General features: G+C 55.5%; 16 protein-coding genes. 12 read left to right on the top strand and 4 right to left on the bottom strand.

Annotated elements, in window-relative coordinates; genetic code table 11:
- Positions 1-69 precede the first annotated feature (69 nt).
- The 6 genes from araB (at position 70) to rluA (ending at position 10,255) form a co-directional block, all read left to right on the top strand.
- The gene (araB, locus tag N1249_RS03500) at positions 70-1,779 is read left to right on the top strand and encodes a ribulokinase (RefSeq protein ID WP_259834622.1); all 1,710 of its coding nucleotides are present in this window, start codon (positions 70-72) and stop codon (positions 1,777-1,779) included.
- Positions 1,780-1,789: 10 nt separating this feature from the next.
- Positions 1,790-3,292 carry an L-arabinose isomerase gene (gene araA / locus N1249_RS03495; protein WP_259834619.1) on the top strand — a complete coding sequence of 501 codons (1,503 nt, stop codon included), beginning with the start codon at positions 1,790-1,792 and terminating at the stop codon, positions 3,290-3,292.
- Between the two features lie 87 nt (positions 3,293-3,379).
- Positions 3,380-4,075, top strand: a complete 696-nt coding sequence (gene araD / locus N1249_RS03490) for an L-ribulose-5-phosphate 4-epimerase (protein ID WP_259834617.1) — start codon at positions 3,380-3,382, stop codon at positions 4,073-4,075.
- Between the two features lie 116 nt (positions 4,076-4,191).
- Positions 4,192-6,549 (top strand): DNA polymerase II, encoded by a 2,358-nt coding sequence (gene polB / locus N1249_RS03485; protein WP_259834614.1) that lies wholly within the window; start codon positions 4,192-4,194, stop codon positions 6,547-6,549.
- 127 nt (positions 6,550-6,676) lie between these two features.
- Entirely contained in the window at positions 6,677-9,583 is a 2,907-nt protein-coding gene (gene rapA / locus N1249_RS03480) for an RNA polymerase-associated protein RapA (protein ID WP_259834612.1), read from the top strand.
- A 12-nt stretch (positions 9,584-9,595) separates the two neighbouring features.
- The gene (rluA, locus tag N1249_RS03475; protein ID WP_014068869.1) at positions 9,596-10,255 is read left to right on the top strand and encodes a bifunctional tRNA pseudouridine(32) synthase/23S rRNA pseudouridine(746) synthase RluA; all 660 of its coding nucleotides are present in this window, start codon (positions 9,596-9,598) and stop codon (positions 10,253-10,255) included.
- A gap of 30 nt (positions 10,256-10,285) precedes the next feature.
- Here rluA and djlA read toward each other — a convergent pair whose 3' ends face one another.
- A complete protein-coding gene (gene djlA, locus N1249_RS03470; protein ID WP_259834610.1) occupies positions 10,286-11,107 on the bottom strand; it encodes a co-chaperone DjlA in 822 nt (273 codons plus the stop codon).
- Positions 11,108-11,346: 239 nt separating this feature from the next.
- Between djlA and lptD the strand changes: the two genes are divergently transcribed.
- Genes lptD through apaH form a run of 6 tightly spaced genes read left to right on the top strand, consistent with a single transcriptional unit; the run spans position 11,347 to position 18,085 of the window.
- Positions 11,347-13,707: an LPS assembly protein LptD gene (lptD, locus tag N1249_RS03465; RefSeq protein ID WP_259834608.1), complete on the top strand. Its 2,361-nt coding sequence runs from the start codon at positions 11,347-11,349 to the stop codon at positions 13,705-13,707.
- A 53-nt stretch (positions 13,708-13,760) separates the two neighbouring features.
- Complete coding sequence (surA, locus tag N1249_RS03460) at positions 13,761-15,047, top strand: peptidylprolyl isomerase SurA (protein WP_014068866.1); 1,287 nt, start codon at positions 13,761-13,763, stop codon at positions 15,045-15,047.
- Positions 15,047-16,033, top strand: coding sequence for a 4-hydroxythreonine-4-phosphate dehydrogenase PdxA (gene pdxA / locus N1249_RS03455; protein WP_259834606.1), 987 nt, complete (start codon positions 15,047-15,049; stop codon positions 16,031-16,033). The genes surA and pdxA overlap by 1 nt, the downstream gene beginning before the upstream one ends.
- The gene (gene rsmA, locus N1249_RS03450; protein ID WP_259834603.1) at positions 16,030-16,851 is read left to right on the top strand and encodes a 16S rRNA (adenine(1518)-N(6)/adenine(1519)-N(6))-dimethyltransferase RsmA; all 822 of its coding nucleotides are present in this window, start codon (positions 16,030-16,032) and stop codon (positions 16,849-16,851) included. Before pdxA ends, rsmA begins: the two co-directional genes overlap by 4 nt.
- A gap of 3 nt (positions 16,852-16,854) precedes the next feature.
- Positions 16,855-17,232: a Co2+/Mg2+ efflux protein ApaG gene (gene apaG / locus N1249_RS03445; RefSeq protein WP_014068863.1), complete on the top strand. Its 378-nt coding sequence runs from the start codon at positions 16,855-16,857 to the stop codon at positions 17,230-17,232.
- Positions 17,233-17,236: 4 nt separating this feature from the next.
- Complete coding sequence (apaH, locus tag N1249_RS03440) at positions 17,237-18,085, top strand: bis(5'-nucleosyl)-tetraphosphatase (symmetrical) ApaH (protein WP_014068862.1); 849 nt, start codon at positions 17,237-17,239, stop codon at positions 18,083-18,085.
- Between the two features lie 37 nt (positions 18,086-18,122).
- Here apaH and folA read toward each other — a convergent pair whose 3' ends face one another.
- From folA to kefF, 3 genes are all read right to left on the bottom strand, one after another.
- Positions 18,123-18,602, bottom strand: coding sequence for a type 3 dihydrofolate reductase (folA, locus tag N1249_RS03435; RefSeq protein ID WP_259834600.1), 480 nt, complete (start codon positions 18,600-18,602; stop codon positions 18,123-18,125).
- A 114-nt stretch (positions 18,603-18,716) separates the two neighbouring features.
- The gene (gene kefC, locus N1249_RS03430) at positions 18,717-20,582 is read right to left on the bottom strand and encodes a glutathione-regulated potassium-efflux system protein KefC (protein WP_259834597.1); all 1,866 of its coding nucleotides are present in this window, start codon (positions 20,580-20,582) and stop codon (positions 18,717-18,719) included.
- The gene (gene kefF / locus N1249_RS03425) at positions 20,575-21,105 is read right to left on the bottom strand and encodes a glutathione-regulated potassium-efflux system oxidoreductase KefF (RefSeq protein ID WP_014068860.1); all 531 of its coding nucleotides are present in this window, start codon (positions 21,103-21,105) and stop codon (positions 20,575-20,577) included. The genes kefC and kefF overlap by 8 nt, the downstream gene beginning before the upstream one ends.
- Positions 21,106-21,184 lie beyond the last annotated feature (79 nt).

The following is a 21,184-nucleotide window of genomic DNA, read 5'->3' as shown; positions in this document are numbered from 1 at the left end:
TCCTGCCTGACGATTTTTCCCCTCAATCTCTAATGTTCTTTCATACCTGTTTTTTGATGGAGCAACACCATGGCAATTGCGATTGGCCTCGATTTTGGCAGCGACTCGGTTCGCGCACTGGCAGTGGACTGTACGACCGGCCAGGAAATAGCAACCAGCGTTGAGTGGTACCCGCGCTGGCAAGAGGGGCGCTACTGCGATGCGCCAAACAACCAGTTCCGTCACCATCCCCGTGACTACATCGAATCAATGGAAGCGGCGATCAAAACCGTGCTGGCCGAACTGAACGACGCCCAGCGGGAGCAAATCGTCGGTATTGGCGTCGACAGCACCGGCTCAACGCCTGCACCAGTGGATGCTGAAGGCCGCGTGCTGGCACTGCGTCCTGAATTTGCCGACAACCCGAACGCCATGTTTGTGCTGTGGAAAGACCATACCGCCGTTGAAGAAGCCGAAGCCATCACTCGTCTGTGCCATCAGTCAGGTAAAACCGACTATTCGCGCTATATCGGCGGCATTTATTCGAGCGAATGGTTCTGGGCGAAGATTTTGCACGTGACGCGTGCTGACCGCGCTGTCGCACAGGCTGCCGTGTCATGGATTGAACTCTGCGACTGGGTTCCGGCGCTGCTTTCCGGTACAACGCGCCCGCAGGATATTCGCCGCGGCCGCTGTAGCGCCGGGCATAAATCACTGTGGCACGAAAGCTGGGGTGGCCTGCCGCCGGCGGCGTTCTTCGATGAGCTCGACCCGGTCATCAACCAGAACCTGAAATACCCGCTGTTTACCGACACCTTTACCGCCGATATCCCGGTGGGCACGCTCTGTGAAGAGTGGGCGAAGCGCCTGGGTCTGCCGCAAAACGTGGCGATTTCCGGCGGCGCATTTGACTGTCATATGGGCGCCGTGGGTGCAGGTGCGCAGCCGAACACGCTGGTGAAAGTCATCGGCACATCGACCTGCGACATCCTGACGGCGGATAAAACCAGCGTCGGCGAGCGCGCAGTGAAAGGCATCTGCGGCCAGGTTGACGGCAGTGTAGTGCCTGATTTCATCGGCCTGGAGGCCGGTCAGTCTGCGTTTGGTGATATCTACGCCTGGTTTGGCCGCGTGCTCGGCTGGCCGCTGGATCAGCTGGCTGCGGCACACCCGGAACTGAAAGCGCAGATTGCCGAAAGCAAAAAACAACTGCTGCCACAGCTCACCGAGGCCTGGGCAAAAAATCCGTCCCTTGATCACCTGCCGGTCGTGCTCGACTGGTTTAACGGCCGCCGTACGCCGTTTGCCAACCAGCGCCTGAAAGGGGTGATTACCGACCTCAACCTGGCCACTGATGCTCCTGCGCTGTTCGGCGGCCTGATTGCGGCAACCGCATTTGGTGCGCGCGCCATTATGGAGTGCTTCACCGAACAAGGTATCGACGTTAACAACGTGATGGCACTGGGCGGTATTGCCCGTAAAAACCCGGTGATCATGCAGGCCTGCTGCGATGTGTTAAACCGTCCGCTGCAAATTGTGGCCTCCGATCAGTGCTGCGCCCTGGGCGCGGCGATTTTCGCCGCCGTGGCCGCAGGGGTTCACACCGATATCCCGACTGCGCAGCAACACATGGCCAGCGCCGTCGAAAACACCCTTCAGCCGCGCACCCAGCAGGCCCAACGCTTTGAGCAACTTTATCAGCGCTACCAGCAATGGTCGAAAAGCGCCGAACTCCACTATCTCCCTGTCGCCGCCTCGGCCAAACACACCGCGGACACTACGGCAACCCTGACACATTAAGGACACGATAATGACCATTTTTAATAATTATGAAGTGTGGTTTGTCATTGGCAGCCAGCATCTGTATGGGCCGGAAGCGCTGCAACAGGTAACGAAACACGCAGAACACGTGGTTAACGCGATGAACGCAGAGGCCAAACTGCCCTGTAAACTGGTGCTGAAACCGCTGGGCACCACGCCAGATGAAATTACCAACATCTGCCGCGACGCGAACTACGACGACAAATGTGCCGGTATGGTGGTGTGGCTGCATACTTTCTCGCCAGCCAAAATGTGGATCAACGGTCTGGCTATCCTCAACAAACCGCTGTTGCAGTTCCATACCCAGTACAACGCCTCCCTGCCGTGGGACAGCATTGATATGGACTTTATGAACCTGAACCAGACCGCGCACGGCGGCCGCGAGTTCGGCTTCATCGGCGCGCGTATGCGCCAGCAACACGCGGTGGTCACCGGCCACTGGCAGGATCAGCACGCACAAAAACGTATCGGCTCCTGGATGCGCCAGGCGGTCTCTAAACAAGATACCCGTCACCTGAAAGTGGTGCGTTTTGGCGACAACATGCGTGAAGTGGCCGTCACTGATGGCGATAAAGTCGCCGCGCAGATCAAATTTGGCTTCTCCGTGAATACCTGGGCGGTGGGCGACCTGGTGCAGGTTGTGAACGACATCAGCGATGGTGACGTGAGCGCGCTGGTTGATGAATACGAAAGCAGCTATCGCCTGACGGCAGCAGCGCAAATCCACGGTGACAAACGCCAGAATGTGCTGGATGCGGCGCGTATTGAACTGGGGATGAAACGCTTCCTGGAGCAGGGTGGCTTCCATGCTTTCACCACTACCTTTGAAGATCTTCACGGCCTGAAACAACTCCCGGGCCTGGCCGTACAACGTCTGATGCAGCAGGGCTACGGTTTTGCGGGTGAAGGCGACTGGAAAACCGCCGCCCTGCTTCGCATCATGAAAGTGATGTCAACCGGTCTACAGGGCGGCACCTCCTTTATGGAGGACTACACCTACCACTTCGAGAACGGCAACGATCTGGTGCTCGGCTCTCACATGCTGGAAGTGTGTCCTTCGATCGCTGTCGACGAGAAACCGATCCTCGATGTTCAGTATCTCGGTATCGGCGGCAAAGCCGATCCGGCGCGCCTGATCTTCAACACCCGTACCGGCCCGGCCATTAACGCCAGCCTGATCGATCTGGGCGATCGTTTCCGCCTGCTGGTGAACTGCGTGGATGCCGTCGAAACACCGCACTCACTGCCAAAACTCCCGGTCGCCAACGCGCTGTGGAAAGCTCAGCCGGATCTGCCAACGGCGTCTGAAGCCTGGATCGTTGCCGGTGGTGCGCACCATACCGTGTTCAGCCACGCGCTGGATCTGAATGACATGCGCCAGTTCGCCGAACTGCACGACATCGAACTGACCGTTATTGATAACGACACCCGTCTGCCAGCGTTCAAAGACGCGCTGCGCTGGAACGAAGTCTATTACGGTTCAAAACGCTAAGCCCTGAATGCCCGGTGGCACTGCGTTTACCGGGCCTACGGTTCCGTAGGCCGGATAAGCGAAGCGCCATCCGGCAGGAGACAATAAATGTTAGACGATCTCAAACGTCAGGTGCTCGAAGCTAACCTGGCGCTGCCGAAACATAACCTGGTGACCCTGACCTGGGGCAACGTCAGCGCCGTTGACCGGGAAAAAGGCGTGTTCGTGATCAAGCCTTCCGGCGTGGATTACGCAGTAATGACCGCAGAAGATATGGTGGTGGTCAGTATCGCCACTGGTGAAGTGGTTGAAGGGAAGAAAAAGCCCTCTTCCGACACGCCAACCCACCGCCTGCTGTACCAGTCATTCCCGACTATTGGCGGCATTGTTCACACCCATTCACGCCACGCCACTATCTGGGCGCAGGCGGGTCAGTCCATTCCGGCAACCGGCACCACCCACGCAGATTACTTTTACGGCACGATTCCCTGCACCCGGTTAATGACCGATGCAGAAATTAACGGTGAGTACGAATGGGAAACCGGCAACGTTATCGTTGAAACCTTTGAAAAACAGGGAATCGATGCAGCACAGATGCCCGGCGTGCTGGTGCACTCCCACGGCCCGTTTGCCTGGGGCAAAAACGCCGAAGATGCCGTGCATAACGCTATCGTGCTCGAAGAGGTGGCGTATATGGGGATCTTCTGCCGCCAGCTGGCACCGCAGTTACCGGATATGCAGCAGACCCTGCTCGATAAGCATTATCTGCGCAAACACGGCGCGAAAGCGTATTACGGGCAGTAGCTTGTAGGCCGGATAAGCGCAGCGTCATCCGGCGAAACAGATACTGTATAAAACCCCAGCAAGCCCACCTCAACCAGGCTATAATCAGGCCTGGTTTTGTTTTCTGGGATATCGGCGTGGCGCAGGCGCAAGAAGGCTTTTTACTGACCCGACACTGGCGGGATACACCTCAGGGTACGGAAGTTGAGTTCTGGCTGGCGACGGATAACGGCCCGCTGAACGTTACGCTGCCGCCGCAAGAGTCCGTGGCCTTTATCCCCGAACCTCAGGTTGAAAAAGCCAGGCAGCTGCTGCGAGGCGAAAACGGCTGGCGTATCACCCCGCTTGAACTGAAAGATTTCCACCGTCAGCCGGTTTACGGCCTTTACTGTCGTGCCCACCGTCAACTGATGCGCTATGAAAAATTGCTGCGCGAGGCCGGCGTTACGCTGTACGAAGCCGATGTACGCCCGCCCGAACGTTTTCTGATGGAACGCTTTATTACCGCGCCCGTCTGGGTCGATGGCACTGAACAAGGCGCCAGGCTTACGAATGCGCGCCTGAAACCGAACCCGCACTATCGCCCACCGCTCAAATGGGTATCGCTGGATATCGAAACCACCCGCCACGGCGAGTTGTACTGCATTGGTCTTGAAGGCTGCGGGCAGCGGGTTGTCTATATGCTCGGGCCGCCAAATGGCGATGCCTCCGGGCTGGATTTTCAGCTTGAGTACGTCAATAGCCGCCCCCAGTTGCTGGAAAAACTGAATCAGTGGTTCGCTGAGCACGACCCCGATGTGCTGATCGGCTGGAACGTGGTGCAGTTCGACCTGCGGGTACTGCAAAAACACGCCGAACGTTACCGAATTCCGCTGATGCTGGGGCGTGGCAACACGGAAATCGAATGGCGCGAACATGGTTTTAAGAACGGCGTATTCTTCGCCCAGGCTAACGGCCGCCTGATTATCGACGGCATCGAAGCCCTGAAATCCGCGTTCTGGAATTTCTCCTCTTTCTCACTGGAAGCGGTGGCGCAGGAACTGCTCGGGGAAGGTAAATCCATCGACAACCCGTGGGACAGGATGGACGAAATTGACCGGCGCTTTAACGAAAACAAACCGGCGCTCGCCACCTACAACCTGAAAGATTGCGAGCTGGTGACGCAGATTTTCCACAAAACGGAGATCATGCCTTTCCTGCTGGAGCGCGCCACAGTGAACGGTCTGGCCGTCGACCGGCACGGCGGTTCGGTTGCGGCGTTTGGTCACCTCTATTTTCCCCGGATGCACCGGGCGGGCTATGTTGCGCCAAACCTCGGCGAGATCCCCCCACAGGCAAGTCCTGGTGGCTATGTGATGGATTCCCGGCCGGGGCTGTACGACTCGGTGCTGGTGCTGGACTATAAAAGCCTGTACCCGTCGATTATCCGCACCTTTCTTATCGATCCGGTAGGGCTGGTCGAGGGTATGGCGCAACCGGATGATGCGCACAGCACCGAAGGCTTCCTCGGGGCGCATTTCTCACGCGAGAAACACTGCCTGCCGGAAATTGTGGGGCAAATCTGGCACGGGCGCGACGAGGCCAAACGCCACGGCAACAAACCGCTTTCCCAGGCGCTGAAAATCATCATGAACGCCTTTTACGGGGTGCTGGGCACCAGCGCCTGCCGCTTCTTCGATCCACGCCTGGCATCGTCTATCACCATGCGCGGACACGAAATTATGCGCCAGACCAAAGCGCTGATTGAATCCCGGGGGTATGACGTCATCTATGGTGATACAGACTCCACCTTTGTGTGGCTAAAAGGAGCACACTCAGAGGACGACGCCGCGCAGATTGGCAACGCACTGGTCGCTTTCGTGAACGACTGGTGGCAAACCCATTTGCAAAAAGAGCGGTTAACCAGCGCCTTAGAACTGGAGTTTGAAACCCATTTCAGCCGTTTTTTAATGCCGACCATTCGCGGTACCGAACAGGGCAGTAAGAAACGTTATGCAGGGTTAATCCAGGAGGGCGAAAAACAGCGCATGGTGTTTAAAGGGCTGGAGACAGTCCGCACCGACTGGACACCGCTGGCGCAGCAGTTCCAGCAAACGCTCTATCTGCGGGTGTTTCGCAACGAGCCTTATCAGGACTACATACGGGACACAATAGCCCGCCTGATGGCTGGCGAGCTGGATGACCAGCTGGTGTATCGCAAGCGCCTGCGCCGCCCGCTGGCGGAGTACCAGCGTAACGTGCCGCCACACGTGCGTGCCGCGCGTCTGGCCGACGAAGAGAACGTCCGCCGCGGGCGCGCTCAGCAGTATCAAAACCGGGGAACCATCAAATACGTCTGGACCACCAGCGGCCCGGAACCTGTGGATTATCAGCAATCGCCGCTTGACTACGAGCATTACCTGACCCGCCAGCTTCAACCCGTGGCGGAAGGAATTTTGCCCTTCATCGACGACGATTTTGCTACACTAGTGACAGGGCAACTTGGCCTATTTTGACGCGTGACGAAATCGCTGCCATCCAGTACCATAGCGCCCTTTCCATTCCCGGACCCATTTTTCGATGACTGTCTTTTTGACGGTGGTCGAACTATTGCCTGCAATTAAAGATTAGAGCCGAACAACTATGCCTTTTACACTTGGTCAACGCTGGATCAGCGATACAGAAAGCGAACTTGGATTGGGAACCGTGGTTGCGATAGATCCGCGCATGGTCACCCTCCTCTTCCCTGCAACCGGTGAAAACCGCCTGTACGCTCGCAATGACTCCCCTGTTACCCGTGTGATGTTTAACCCGGGCGACACCGTTACCAGCCACGATGGCTGGCAGCTGAAGGTTGAAGACGTAAAAGAAGAGAATGGACTGCTCGCCTACATTGGGACTCGTCTGGACACTGACGAAGCCAATGTCATCCTGCGCGAAGTGCTGCTCGACAGCAAACTGGTCTTCAGCAAACCGCAAGACCGCCTGTTCGCCGGGCAAATCGACCGTATGGATCGCTTCTCCCTGCGCTATCGCGCACGCAAGTTCCAGAGTGAACAGTACCGGATGCCGTGGAGCGGCCTGCGCGGCCAGCGTACCAGCCTTATCCCGCACCAGCTGAACATCGCCCACGACGTGGGCCGTCGTCACGCCCCGCGCGTGCTGCTGGCTGATGAAGTGGGCCTCGGAAAAACTATTGAAGCGGGCATGATCCTGCATCAACAGCTGCTTTCCGGCGCTGCCGAACGTGTGCTGATCGTCGTTCCTGAAACACTGCAGCATCAGTGGCTGGTTGAGATGCTGCGCCGCTTTAACCTGCGTTTCTCGCTGTTCGACGACGAGCGCTATGCCGAAGCCCAGCATGATGCGGATAACCCGTTCGAAACGGAACAGCTGGTGATTTGCTCGCTGGACTTCGTGCGTCGCAGCAAACAGCGCCTTGAACACCTGTGTGATGCCGAATGGGATCTGATGGTGGTCGATGAAGCGCACCACCTGGTCTGGAGCGAAAATGCGCCAAGCCGTGAGTACATGGCTATTGAACAGCTCGCCGAGCGCGTGCCTGGCGTGCTGCTGCTGACCGCAACGCCGGAACAGCTGGGCCTGGAAAGCCACTTTGCCCGTCTGCGTCTGCTCGATCCAAACCGCTTCCATGATTTTGAGCAGTTCGTTGAAGAACAGAAAAACTACCGCCCGGTTGCCGATGCCGTTGCGCTGCTGCTGGCTGGTAAACACCTTTCTAACGACGAGCTTAATACGCTGAGCGATCTGATTGGCGAGCAGGATATCGAGCCGCTGTTGCAGGCTGCGAATAGCGACAGCGACAATGCCGGGTCAGCGCGTCAGGAATTGATCGACATGCTGATGGACCGCCACGGCACCAGCCGCGTACTGTTCCGTAACACCCGTAACGGTGTGAAAGGCTTCCCGAAACGCGAACTGCACACCATCAAGCTGCCGCTGCCAACCCAGTACCAGACGGCGATCAAAGTATCCGGGATTATGGGCGCGCGCAAAACTGCGGAAGAGCGCGCACGCGACATGCTCTACCCGGAACAGATCTACCAGGAATTCGAAGGCGATACCGGCACATGGTGGAACTTCGATCCGCGCGTTGAGTGGCTGATGGGGTATCTGACTGCGCACCGTTCCCAGAAGGTTCTGGTTATTTGCGCCAAAGCGGCAACCGCGCTCCAGCTGGAGCAAGTGCTGCGCGAGCGTGAAGGGATCCGCGCAGCGGTATTCCACGAAGGCATGTCCATCGTTGAGCGTGACCGTGCAGCAGCATGGTTTGGCGAAGAGGACAGCGGCGCGCAGGTTCTGCTGTGTTCCGAAATCGGTTCTGAAGGCCGTAACTTCCAGTTCGCCAGCAACCTGGTGATGTTCGATCTGCCGTTTAACCCGGATCTGCTGGAACAGCGTATCGGCCGTCTGGATCGTATCGGCCAGGCGCACGACATTCAGATCCACGTGCCTTACCTGGAAAAAACCGCCCAGTCCGTACTGGTGCAGTGGTTCCACGAAGGTCTGGATGCTTTCGAACATACCTGCCCGACGGGTCGTACCATTTACGATCAGGTTCACAGCGATTTGATCGGTTATCTGGCCGCGCCGGAAGAGACGGAAGGTTTTGACGACCTGATCAAATCCTGCCGCGAAAAACATGACGCGCTGAAAGCCCAGCTGGAACAGGGCCGCGACCGTCTGCTGGAGATCCACTCCAACGGCGGCGAGAAAGCACAGGCGCTCGCTGAGAGCATCGAAGAGCAGGATGACGACACCAGCCTGATCAGCTTCTCCATGAACCTGTTCGACATCGTTGGGATCAACCAGGACGATCGCGGCGAGAACATGATCGTCCTGACGCCGTCCGATCATATGCTGGTCCCGGATTTCCCGGGTCTGCCGGAAGATGGCTGCACCATTACCTTTGAGCGTGATATTGCACTGTCCCGCGAAGATGCGCAGTTCATTACCTGGGAACACCCGCTTATTCGCAACGGCCTGGATCTGATCCTCTCTGGCGATACGGGCAGCAGCACCATTTCCTTGCTGAAAAACAAGGCGCTGCCAGTGGGTACGCTGCTGGTAGAGCTGATTTACGTTGTTGAAGCGCAGGCGCCAAAACAGCTTCAGCTCACCCGCTTCCTGCCGCCAACGCCTGTGCGTCTGCTGCTGGACAAAAACGGCACCAATCTGGCAGCCCAGGTCGAGTTCGAGAGCTTTAACCGCCAGCTGAGCGCGGTGAACCGCCATACCGGTAGCAAGCTGGTGAATGCAGTGCAGCAGGACGTGCACAGCATTCTGCAACTGGGTGAAAGCCAGATAGAAAAAGCGGCCAGAGCGCTGATTGATGCGGCGCGCAGCGAAGCTGACGAAAAACTGTCTGCTGAACTTTCCCGTCTGGAAGCACTGAAAGCGGTGAACCCAAACATCCGTGACGATGAACTTGCAGCGATTGAAAGCAACCGCCAGCAGGTCATGGAAAGCCTGGATCAGGCAAGCTGGCGACTGGATGCCCTGCGTCTCATCGTTGTGACGCATCAGTAAACGGAGCGCAAAATGGTAATGGAGCCCTACAATCCACCGACGGAGCCCTGGCTGGTCATTCTGTATCAGGATGAACACATTATGGTGGTCAACAAGCCAAGCGGCTTGTTGTCCGTGCCGGGACGCCTTGATGAGCACAAAGACAGCGTGATGACGCGTATACAGCGTGATTATCCGCAGGCGGAGTCCGTGCATCGTCTGGACATGGCAACCAGCGGCGTGATTGTGGTGGCGCTTAACAAAGAAGCGGAGCGTGAGTTAAAACGGCAGTTCCGCGAGCGCGAGCCGAAAAAGCAATACGTGGCGCGCGTCTGGGGTCACCCGGCGCAGGAAGAAGGTCTGGTTGATTTACCGCTGATCTGCGACTGGCCGAACCGGCCAAAACAGAAAGTGTGTTATGAAACCGGCAAAGCCGCGCAAACCGAGTATGAAGTGCTGGAATACGCGCCGGATAACACCGCGCGCGTCTTGTTAAAGCCGATTACCGGGCGCTCTCACCAGCTGCGCGTGCATATGCTCGCCATGGGGCATCCGATTCTGGGTGACCGTTTCTACGCACCGCCAGAAGCGCTGGCGATGGCTCCGCGTCTGCAACTCCATGCCCAGACGCTGACCATTACCCATCCGGTTTTCGGTAATGCCATGACGTTTAAGGCTCCGGTAGACTTCTAAAAAAATGGCCCGACAGTGTCGGGCCATTTTTTATTTAAATCCTTTCTGCTCTTTAATGAGCTCGTACGCCTTCTGGATTTCCTGTGCTTTTTGCTTGGCCATCTCCATCATCTCTGGCGGCAGGCCTTTGGCGACCAGTTTATCCGGGTGGTGCTCACTCATCAGCTTGCGATACGCGCGTTTAATGGTCGTCGCGTCATCCGTAGGCTTCACGCCCAGCACGTTGCAGGCATCTTCAAGCGTTGGGCCACGCTGGGCCTGTTGCCAGCCACCGCCACCCGCGGACTGTTGCTGCTGATATCCACCGCCAAACTGCGCGCCACCCTGCATCATGCGCAGGAACTGGTCAAACTGAATGCGGGAAATCCCCAACTCTTCTGCAATGACATAAAGAACATCGCGTTCGTTAGGGTGCAGGGAGCCGTCAGCAAACGCCGCCTGGATTTGAATCTCCAGAAACATCCGAATTAAATCAAAACGCCCGAAGCAGATGCTGCGGAACTGACGCATTTTTTCGCGCAGCGGATAGTTGTCCGCCTTGCCGATGCGAAACGCGTTTTGCGCCGCCAGGCGAGACTCACCGTGCAGATTCATGCGATCCATAAACACGCTGGCAATCTGAATATCCGCTTCTGTCACACGCCCTTTTGATTTGGTTAAGTGCCCCATAACCTCAAACGTGGTGGAGAAAAAGAGTGACTGGCGCTCGCGCTGGTTAGCAAACCAGGCCATTTTGCGGCTGCGCGCCTTATCAAACATATGGCCAATAATGAGGCCGAGAACGATTCCCCAGAACCCTGCTCCCATCATTATTGCGAACGCAACGCCGATTATTTTACCCCAATACTGCATATACTCCCCGAATAGTCATGTTCCTGGTTCGACGTAACTCCATCATTACAGTGGTCGAGCCACGGTCAATTGAGGGACATCGCCTATAATTTGCATTATCATACTCGTCATTCGATAGCGAGCCTAACACTCTGGCACGCAAACGGGCAGGATTAACGCTGGTACTGCGCTGATGAGTAAGATAGTCTCTGAGCGTTTGTAAGCCGTAGCCACTGATGACGGAACAATAAATACAACGTATGAAAAAACGTATCCCCACCCTCCTGGCCACAATGATTGGCACCGCCCTGTATAGCCACCAGGGGCTGGCCGCCGATCTCGCCTCGCAGTGTATGCTTGGCGTCCCAAGTTATAATCGCCCACTGGTGAAGGGCGATACAAATAGCTTGCCGGTAACCATTACTGCCGACAGCTCAAAAGGTACTTACCCCGACAATGCCACGTTTACGGGCAATGTGGATATTAACCAGGGTAACAGCCGTTTGCAGGCAGATGAAGTGCAATTGCATCAGAAGCAGCCAGAAGGTGCGGCCGAGCCCGTACGTACGGTGGATGCACTGGGTAATGTGCACTACGACGATAATCAGGTCATCCTGAAAGGTCCGAAAGCCTGGTCAAATCTGAACACCAAAGATACCAACGTCTGGGAAGGTGACTACCAGATGGTAGGACGTCAGGGACGTGGTGATGCAGACCTGATGAAACAGCGCGGCGAAAACCGCTATACCATTCTGGAAAACGGGTCGTTTACCTCGTGTCTGCCTGGTTCAAACACCTGGAGCGTGGTGGGCAGTGAAGTTATCCACGACCGCGAAGAGCAGGTTGCAGAGATCTGGAACGCACGTTTCAAACTCGGCCCGGTTCCCGTTTTCTATAGCCCGTATCTGCAATTACCGGTTGGCGACAAACGCCGTTCAGGCTTCCTGATCCCGAATGCCAAATACAGCACCACGAACTACTTTGAGTTCTACCTGCCGTATTACTGGAACATTGCGCCCAACATGGACGCCACGATCACCCCGCACTATATCCACAAGCGCGGCAACGTCATGTGGGAAAACGAGTTCCGCTATCTGACCCAGGCAGGCACAGGCCTGATGGAGTTTGATTACCTGCCGTCAGATAACGTCTACAAAGACGACAGCGTCAAGAACCCGTCGGGTGACGATCGCCACCGCTGGTTGTTCTACTGGCGTCATGCCGGGGTGATGGACCAGGTCTGGCGTTTCAACGTCGACTATACCAAGGTCAGCGACTCTTATTATTTCAACGACTTCGATTCCAAGTACGGTTCAAGTACCGATGGCTACGCAACACAGAAATTCAGTGTGGGTTATGCCATTCAGAACTTCAACGCCACCGTATCGACCAAACAGTTCCAGGTCTTCTCGAACCAGACAAAAAGCACCTACGGCGCAGAGCCGCAGCTTGATGTTAACTGGTACCAGAACGATGTTGGGCCTTTCGATACCCGCGTTTACGCCCAGGCAGTGCATTTCGTGAATACCAGTTCCGATATGCCAGAAGCAACGCGTGTTCATCTTGAGCCAACAATCAGCTTGCCAGTCTCTAATTCCTGGGCAAGCCTGAATACTGAAGCCAAAATGATGGCCACTCACTACCAGCAGAAAAATCTGGACTGGTACAACAACCGTTATGGCACCGATCTTGAAGAGTCAGTAAACCGCGTCCTGCCACAATTCAAAATGGACGGCAAACTGATTTTCGAACGTGATATGGGTCTTCTTGCGGATGGATATACCCAGACCCTTGAGCCACGTATGCAGTATCTTTACGTGCCTTATCGCGATCAGAGCAAAATTCAGAACTACGACTCCTCTTTCCTGCAGTCTGACTACAGCGGCCTGTTCCGTGACCGTACCTATGGCGGTCTCGACCGTATTGCTTCCGCTAACCAGTTAACAACAGGCGTCACAACGCGTGTTTATGATGACGCTGCCGTTGAACGTTTTAATGTTTCTGTTGGTCAAATCTACTATTTCACCGAGTCTCGTACCGGCGATGATGACATTAACTGGGAGAAAGACAACAAAACAGGTTCACTGGTGTGGGCGGGTGATACTTACTGGCGTATGACTGACCGTTGGGGCTTACGCGGTGGTCTGCAATACGATACCCGTCTCGACAATATTGCAACAAGCAGTGCTGCTATTGAGTATCGTCGTGATGAAGATCGTATGGTTCAGTTGACGTATCGTTATGCCAGCCCGGAATATATCCAGGCTACACTGCCTAACTATTCCACTGCGGAACAGTATAAAGACGGCATCTCGCAGGTAGGGGGCGCTGCAAGTTGGCCAATCGCCGACCGCTGGTCAATTGTAGGTGCGTATTACTTTGACACTAATACCAGTAAACCTGCTGACCAGATGTTAGGTCTGCAATACAACTCCTGCTGTTACGCGCTGCGTGTCGGTTACGAACGTAAACTTAACGGCTGGGATACTGACAACAATCAGAGCAAATACGATAACGTGATTGGCTTCAATATCGAGTTGCGCGGCCTGAGCTCCAACTATGGTCTGGGCACACAGCAGATGCTGCGCTCGAACATTCTGCCATACCGTACTTCTTTGTAATGTGCTTGATTTACCACGTAATCCGCTTTGCGGTTAATTGAAATGGAAAAAGTATGAAGAACTGGAAAACGCTGCTGCTCGGTATCGCTATGGTTGCGAATACCAGCTTCGCAGCCCCCCAGGTTGTTGATAAAGTCGCTGCTGTGGTTAACAACGGCGTCGTGCTTGAAAGTGACGTTGACGGTTTGATGAAATCTGTGAAGCTCAACTCGGGTGAAGCAGGTCAGCAGCTTCCTGATGACACCACGCTGCGCCACCAGATCCTCGAACGTCTGATCATGGATCAGATTATCGTGCAGATGGGTCAGAAAATGGGCGTGAAGATCACTGACGAGCAGCTCGATCAGGCGATTGCGAACATTGCTAAGCAGAACAACATGTCCATGGATCAGATGCGCAGCCGTCTGGCCTACGATGGAATCAACTACCCGACTTACCGTAACCAGATCCGTAAAGAGATGCTGATTTCGGAAGTGCGTAACAACGAAGTTCGTCGTCGCGTCACCATCCTGCCTCAGGAAGTGGATGCCCTGGCGAAGCAGGTTGGCAATCAGAACGACGCCAGCACCGAGCTGAACCTGAGCCACATCCTGATCCCACTGCCAGAAAACCCGACCTCCGATCAGGCAGCTGAAGCGGAAAGCCAGGCGCGTTCAATCGTTGAACAGGCGCGTAACGGTGGTGACTTCGGTAAACTGGCGATCACATACTCTGCCGACCAGCAGGCGCTGAAAGGCGGCCAGATGGGTTGGGGGCGTATTCAGGAACTGCCATCCATCTTTGCTCAGGCGCTGAGCACGGCGAAGAAAGGCGATATCATCGGTCCAATCCGTTCTGGTGTGGGTTTCCACATCCTTAAGGTGAACGATCTGCGTGGCCAGAGCCAGAGCCTTTCCGTCACGGAAGTGCACGCGCGTCACATTCTCCTGAAACCGTCACCAATCATGACTGACGATCAGGCTCGTGCAAAACTGGAACAAATTGCAGCAGATATTAAGAGCGGTAAAACCTCGTTTGCTAACGCGGCGAAAGAGTTCTCCCAGGATCCAGGCTCTGCTAACCAGGGCGGCGATCTTGGCTGGGCGGCTGCGGATATCTACGATCCTGCGTTCCGTGATGCGCTGATGAAGCTCAGCAAAGGCCAGATGAGCACCCCTGTGCATTCATCCTTTGGCTGGCACCTGATTGAACTGCTGGATTCCCGCAACGTCGATAAAACCGATGCGGCGCAGAAAGACAGAGCCTACCGTATGCTGTTTAACCGTAAATTCTCTGAAGAAGCGGCAACCTGGATGCAGGAACAACGCGCCAGCGCTTACGTGAAAATACTGAGCAACTAATGAAACAACATCGTGTTGTTATCACTCCCGGCGAACCTGCCGGGATTGGTCCCGACCTTGTCGTCCAGCTGGCTCAACACAGCTGGCCGGTGGAACTGGTCGTCTGTGCTGATGCAACACTGTTACAAGACCGGGCAGCATTGCTCGGTCTGCCTTTAACTCTGATCCCCTACGTTGAAGGCCAACAGCCAGCACCGCAACAAGCCGGTACATTAACCCTTCTTTCTGTTCCCCTTCGTACACCGGTTACCCCAGGTCAGCTCAGCACTGAAAACGGCCACTACGTTGTCGAGACGCTGGCACGTGCCTGCGATGGCTGCATGAAGGGCGAATTTGCCGCATTAATCACCGGCCCGGTGCACAAGGGTGTGATCAACGAAGCCGGTATTCCCTTTACCGGGCATACCGAGTTCTTCGAAGAGCGCTCGCACAGCCCGAAAGTGGTGATGATGCTGGCCACCGAAGAGATGCGGGTTGCACTGGTGACAACGCATCTGCCCATCAAGGCGATCCCTGATGCCATTACCCCTGAGCTCCTGCGCGAGATCATCGGGATTTTGCATCATGACCTGCAAACGAAATTTGGCATCAAACAGCCACACGTGCTGGTATGCGGATTAAATCCCCATGCCGGAGAAGGTGGGCATATGGGTACGGAAGAGATAGATACGATCATTCCGGTGCTCGATGAAATGCGTGCGAAAGGGATGAATCTTAGCGGGCCGTTGCCTGCGGATACCCTTTTCCAGCCCAAATACCTGGATAATGCCGATGCCGTGCTCGCGATGTACCACGATCAGGGCTTGCCCGTGCTAAAATACCAGGGCTTTGGCCGTGGCGTGAATATCACCCTCGGTTTACCCTTTATTCGAACTTCCGTTGACCACGGTACTGCGCTGGATCTGGCAGGCCAGGGAAAAGCGGATGTCGGCAGTTTTATTACGGCGCTTAATCTCGCCATCAAAATGATTGTTAATACTCAATGACTAATCGAGTCCATCAGGGCCACTTAGCCCGTAAACGCTTCGGGCAAAACTTTCTCAACGATCAGTTTGTGATCGACAGTATCGTTTCTGCCATTAATCCGCAGAAAGGCCAGGCTATGGTCGAAATCGGCCCCGGCCTTGCCGCGCTGACAGAGCCAGTAGGCGAGCGCCTTGACGAACTGACCGTTATCGAACTTGACCGCGACCTGGCGGCACGTCTGCAAACGCACCCATTCCTGGGGCCAAAGCTGACCATTTATCAGCAAGATGCCATGACCATGAACTTTGGCGAGCTGTCAGAAAAAATGGGTCAGCCGCTGCGCGTGTTTGGTAACCTGCCGTACAACATCTCCACGCCGTTGATGTTCCACCTGTTTAGCTATACTGATGCCATTGCCGACATGCACTTCATGCTGCAAAAAGAGGTGGTGAATCGTCTGGTTGCAGGGCCTAACAGTAAAGCGTATGGTCGTTTAAGCGTAATGGCACAATATTTCTGCAACGTGATCCCGGTACTTGAAGTACCGCCATCCGCCTTTACGCCACCGCCAAAAGTGGATTCAGCCGTTGTGCGCCTTGTCCCACATAAAGTGAAACCGTATCCGGTCAAAGAGTTGCGCGTGCTGAGCCGTATTACCACTGAAGCTTTTAACCAGCGCCGTAAAACGATCCGTAACAGCCTGAGCAACTCGTTTAGCGTTGAGGTGTTAGCTGAATTAGGGATCGACCCGGCAATGCGTGCGGAGAACATCTCCGTAGAGCAGTATTGCAAGCTGGCTAATTACATCAGCGAAAATGCCCCGCCGAAGGAGAGCTAAGCCATGATTGATTCGCCCCGCGTCTGTGTTCATGTACAAAGCGTCTATATCGAGTCCCAGTCCACACCGGATGAAGAGCGTTTTGTCTTTGCCTACACTGTAACCATTCGCAATCTGGGGCGGATGCCTGTGCAACTGCTTGGGCGCTACTGGCTTATCACTAACGGCAATGGCCGCGAAATAGAAGTTCAGGGTGAAGGTGTGGTGGGTGAACAGCCACACATTGATCCTGGCGAAGAGTATCAGTACACCAGCGGTGCGGTTATTGAAACACCGCTGGGTACCATGCAAGGCCATTACGAAATGGTCGACGCCGACGGCAATGCCTTCCGCATTGCTATTCCTGTGTTCCGTCTTGCCGTTACAACACTCATTCACTAATCCAATGTCTACATATCTGATTGGCGACGTTCACGGTTGCTACGATGAACTGATCGCATTGTTAAAACAGGTCGACTTTACACCTGGCCAGGACACGCTATGGCTGACGGGTGACTTAGTGGCTCGCGGTCCTGGCTCACTGGACGTTCTGCGCTTTGTAAAATCGCTGGGCGACAATGTACGGATGGTGCTGGGCAACCACGATCTGCATCTTCTGGCAGTCTATGCCGGGATCAGCCGTAATAAGCCGAAAGACAGGATTTCCCCTCTGCTCGAGGCACCGGATGCCGATGACCTGATCAACTGGCTTCGCCGCCAGCCGCTGTTGCAAATCGATGAAGAGAAAAAACTGCTCATGGCGCACGCCGGGATCACCCCGCAATGGGATCTCGAAACGGCGAAAGCCTGTGCGCGGGACGTTGAAGCAGTGCTGGCAAGCGACTCGTATCCGTTCTTCCTCGATGCCATGTACGGCGATATGCCGAACCACTGGAGTGAAGATCTCAGCGGACTGGCGCGCTTGCGCTTTATTACTAACGCTTTCACGCGGATGCGCTTCTGCTTCCCGAACGGGCAGCTGGATATGTACTCGAAAGAGACACCGGAGAGTGCACCTGCGCCGCTCAAACCCTGGTTTGCCATTCCCGGGCCGGTAACCAACGAGTACAGCGTGGTATTCGGGCATTGGGCTTCACTTGAGGGTAAAGGCACGCCTGAAGGCATCTACGGTCTGGACACGGGATGTTGCTGGGGCGGGGTGTTGACCTGCTTGCGCTGGGAAGATAAAGCTTACTTTGTGCAGCCATCTAACCGACAGCGTGACTTAGGGGCAGACGAGGCCGTCGCCTCCTGAGGATAATTCCCTCTCCCGGCGGGAGAGGGAAAAACACTTAACGACGTTCCAGAATTTCGAAGCAGTAGCTGTGTGAATTCTGCGCATCCGCGTCGTGGAATTCACTGAACACAGATTCCCACTCGTCAGGATCGTAATCCGGGAAATGCGTATCCCCTTCCACTTCCGCATCAATGTGCGTCAGATACAGTTTCTGTGCTTTTGGCAGGAACTGCTCATACACACGACCGCCACCGATAACCATGATCTCTTCGGCGTTACCGCAGGCAGTAATGGCCTCGTCTACGGATTTCACCCATTCAACACGATCATCAGTGCCCGGCTGGCTACTGATAACGATATTCTTACGGCCAGGTAATGGACGACCAATCGACTCCCAGGTCAGGCGGCCCATCACTACCGGCTTGTTTAACGTAGTACGTTTAAACCATGCGAGATCGGCAGGCAGGTTCCACGGCATGGCGTTTTCCATACCGATAACGCGGTCTACCGCCAGCGCTGCAATCAGACTGATCATTGAAAATTTCCCGGATGCAAAAAATTGCCGCCACTATACGGAAAGCTTAATCTTTCGTCGACTGGCGGCATGGTAAAGAAACAGAAATTTTTTAATATTGCTGGCAACACCACTTCACGCTGAAGGTTTACTCTCCGGTTCGTCTTCCGGGTTACCGGTATGCTTACCCTCTTCCGTCCCCTGCCAGCCGTGGCGCTGCACCAGTGACAGATGATTACGGTCTTCATTGATGATTTCCGTCAGCATCGCACTGGTGCGTTTAAAGACTGCCGCCCGCTCGGATGCCGTGCTGCCCGCCATTTCCACCATCTCTTCCACCATGTCGGTGTTAAAACGGCGGAACAGGTCAGCACGCTCGCGGGCCTCATACGCCCCCAGCCCCAGGCTTTCCAGCGCCATGCGGCCAGACTTAAGCGCCCCTTCGAATGTTTCACGCTCCGGCGCTTCAACCCCTGCCTGGCGCAGCTGGATGTAATGATCCACATCGCGCGCGCGCGCGATAATAGTCAGGTTCGGGAAGTGTTCTTTCACCAGCTCGACCATTTCCATGCTGGCCTGCGGATCGTCAATGGCGTTAATCAGCACTTCGGCTTTTGCCGCACCTGCGGATTCCAGCAGATCGACACGGGTCGCATCGCCGTAGAACACTTTCATGTCGAATTTACGCAGGGTATCCACGTGATCAGGATCGTGGTCGAGGATCACCATTTTCACCCCGCTGGAAAGCAGCAAACGACCGGTGATCTGCCCGAAACGCCCGAATCCGGCGATGATGACGCGCGGCTGTTCTTCATCTATTTCATCGGCTTCGCGCTCTTGCTCACTGCCCGATTTTTCCAGACGCGTCAGCACGACCAGCAGAACCGGCGTCGCCGCCATCGACAGTGCCACCGCAAGGGTTAACGCTTTCGCCCACTCCGGGTCGAGCACATTTGCCATCTGCGCGGCGCCAAAGACCACGAAGGCGAATTCACTTCCCTGCCCCAGCAGCACGGCAAACCAGCGACGCTGTTTATTCGGCACCTTCAGCGGGCGGGCAATCAGCCACAGCATCCCCATTTTGATAACAAGGAAGCCTACCAGCAGAATGATGATCCGCAGCGGGTGCGTGGCCAACGTGCCAAAGTCGATAGACATCCCCACGCCGATGAAAAAGAGCCCCAGCAGCAGCCCCTTAAACGGCTCGATATCGCTTTCCAGCGCATGACGGTATTCAGAGCTCGCCAGCAGTACGCCTGCCAGGAATGCCCCCATCGCCATCGACAGCCCGGCCTCTTCCAGCAGTAAACCGAAACCAAACACCAGGAACAACGCCACGGCACTGAAAACTTCACGCAGGCCTGAACGGGCAACAAACCGCAGCAGTGGACGCGTAACATAACGGCCTAACAAAATCACCAGCGCCAGCGCACCGGCTACTTTTAACGCCGACAGCGCAAAAGCGCCGATCGTTGTTGAAGAGCCGCTTGCCGCCAGCAGCGGGATCATCGCGACCAGTGGAATGGCGGCGATATCCTGAAACAGCAGCACCGAGAAGGCGCTGCGCCCCATCTGCGAGACGGTCAGGTTACGTTCGTTCATCGCCTGCATGGCAATCGCGGTCGAAGAAAGCGCCAGCGTCATGCCGATAAGCTCCGCCACTTTCCAGTCCATGCCCAGCAAAATACAGAAGCCGCCCAGCAGCACCCCGCAGGCCACCATCTGTAACGCACCGCCGCCAAAGACCGAGGCGCGAAGCTTCCATAGCCGCTGCGGATCAAGCTCAAGGCCAATCACAAACAGCATCAGCACCACGCCAATTTCCGCGAAATGCAGAATGGATTCGGCGTCCGTCACCAGGCGGAAGCCCCACGGCCCGATGACACACCCGGCAATCAGATAACCGAGCACGGAGCCCAGCCCCAGACGCACCGCAACCGGCACAATCAGCGCCGCCGCGCCAAGGTAAATTAGCGCCTGTATGAGCGTATGACTATCCATTGTGCGTCTCCTGCCACTCAATTAAGCGTTGTTTATAGTGACGCGCCTGCGCCTGCAATGTTTCATCGTCACATACAAAGGTGCAGTGCATCGCAAAAGGAGGTACCCAGTTGAGCCCACAATAGAGCGCGGTTGCCTGTAAGGGCTGGGCCAGCACGTCAAATCCCGGGAAGGAGCCGATATCAAAGTGGCTTTCACCGCCGCCGGTGGTCACAGCCCACATCAGGCTTTTGCCCTTCAGTGCCTTGCCGTTGTGACCATACGCCCAGCCGTGTGAAAAGACCTTGTCGATCCACAGCTTAAGTAGCGGAGGGGTGCTGTACCACTGCATCGGGTGCTGCCAGATAATCAGGTCAGCACGAGAGAGCGCCGCCTGTTCGGCGGCGATGTCGATATTGAAGTCGGGGTAAAGTTGATAAAGAGAGCGGATTTCCACTCCGTCGAGCGTCCCTGCCTGTTCAAGCATCCGTTTATTCGCATGAGAGTGCTGCGGATAAGGATGCGCATAAATTATCAGAATCATTGTTTTGCCTGTCTTTACGCATATTGCCTTTCAGCAAGAGTGTAGACAGTTAATTGATCGGGTTACAATGATAACTGTT

The sequence above is a fragment of the Enterobacter sp. CP102 genome (genome assembly GCF_025152625.1).
GTDB classification, from domain to species: Bacteria; Pseudomonadota; Gammaproteobacteria; order Enterobacterales; family Enterobacteriaceae; genus Enterobacter; species Enterobacter soli.
Note: the sequence above shows the minus strand (reverse complement) of the source record. Positions and strands in the feature narration are given on the sequence as shown.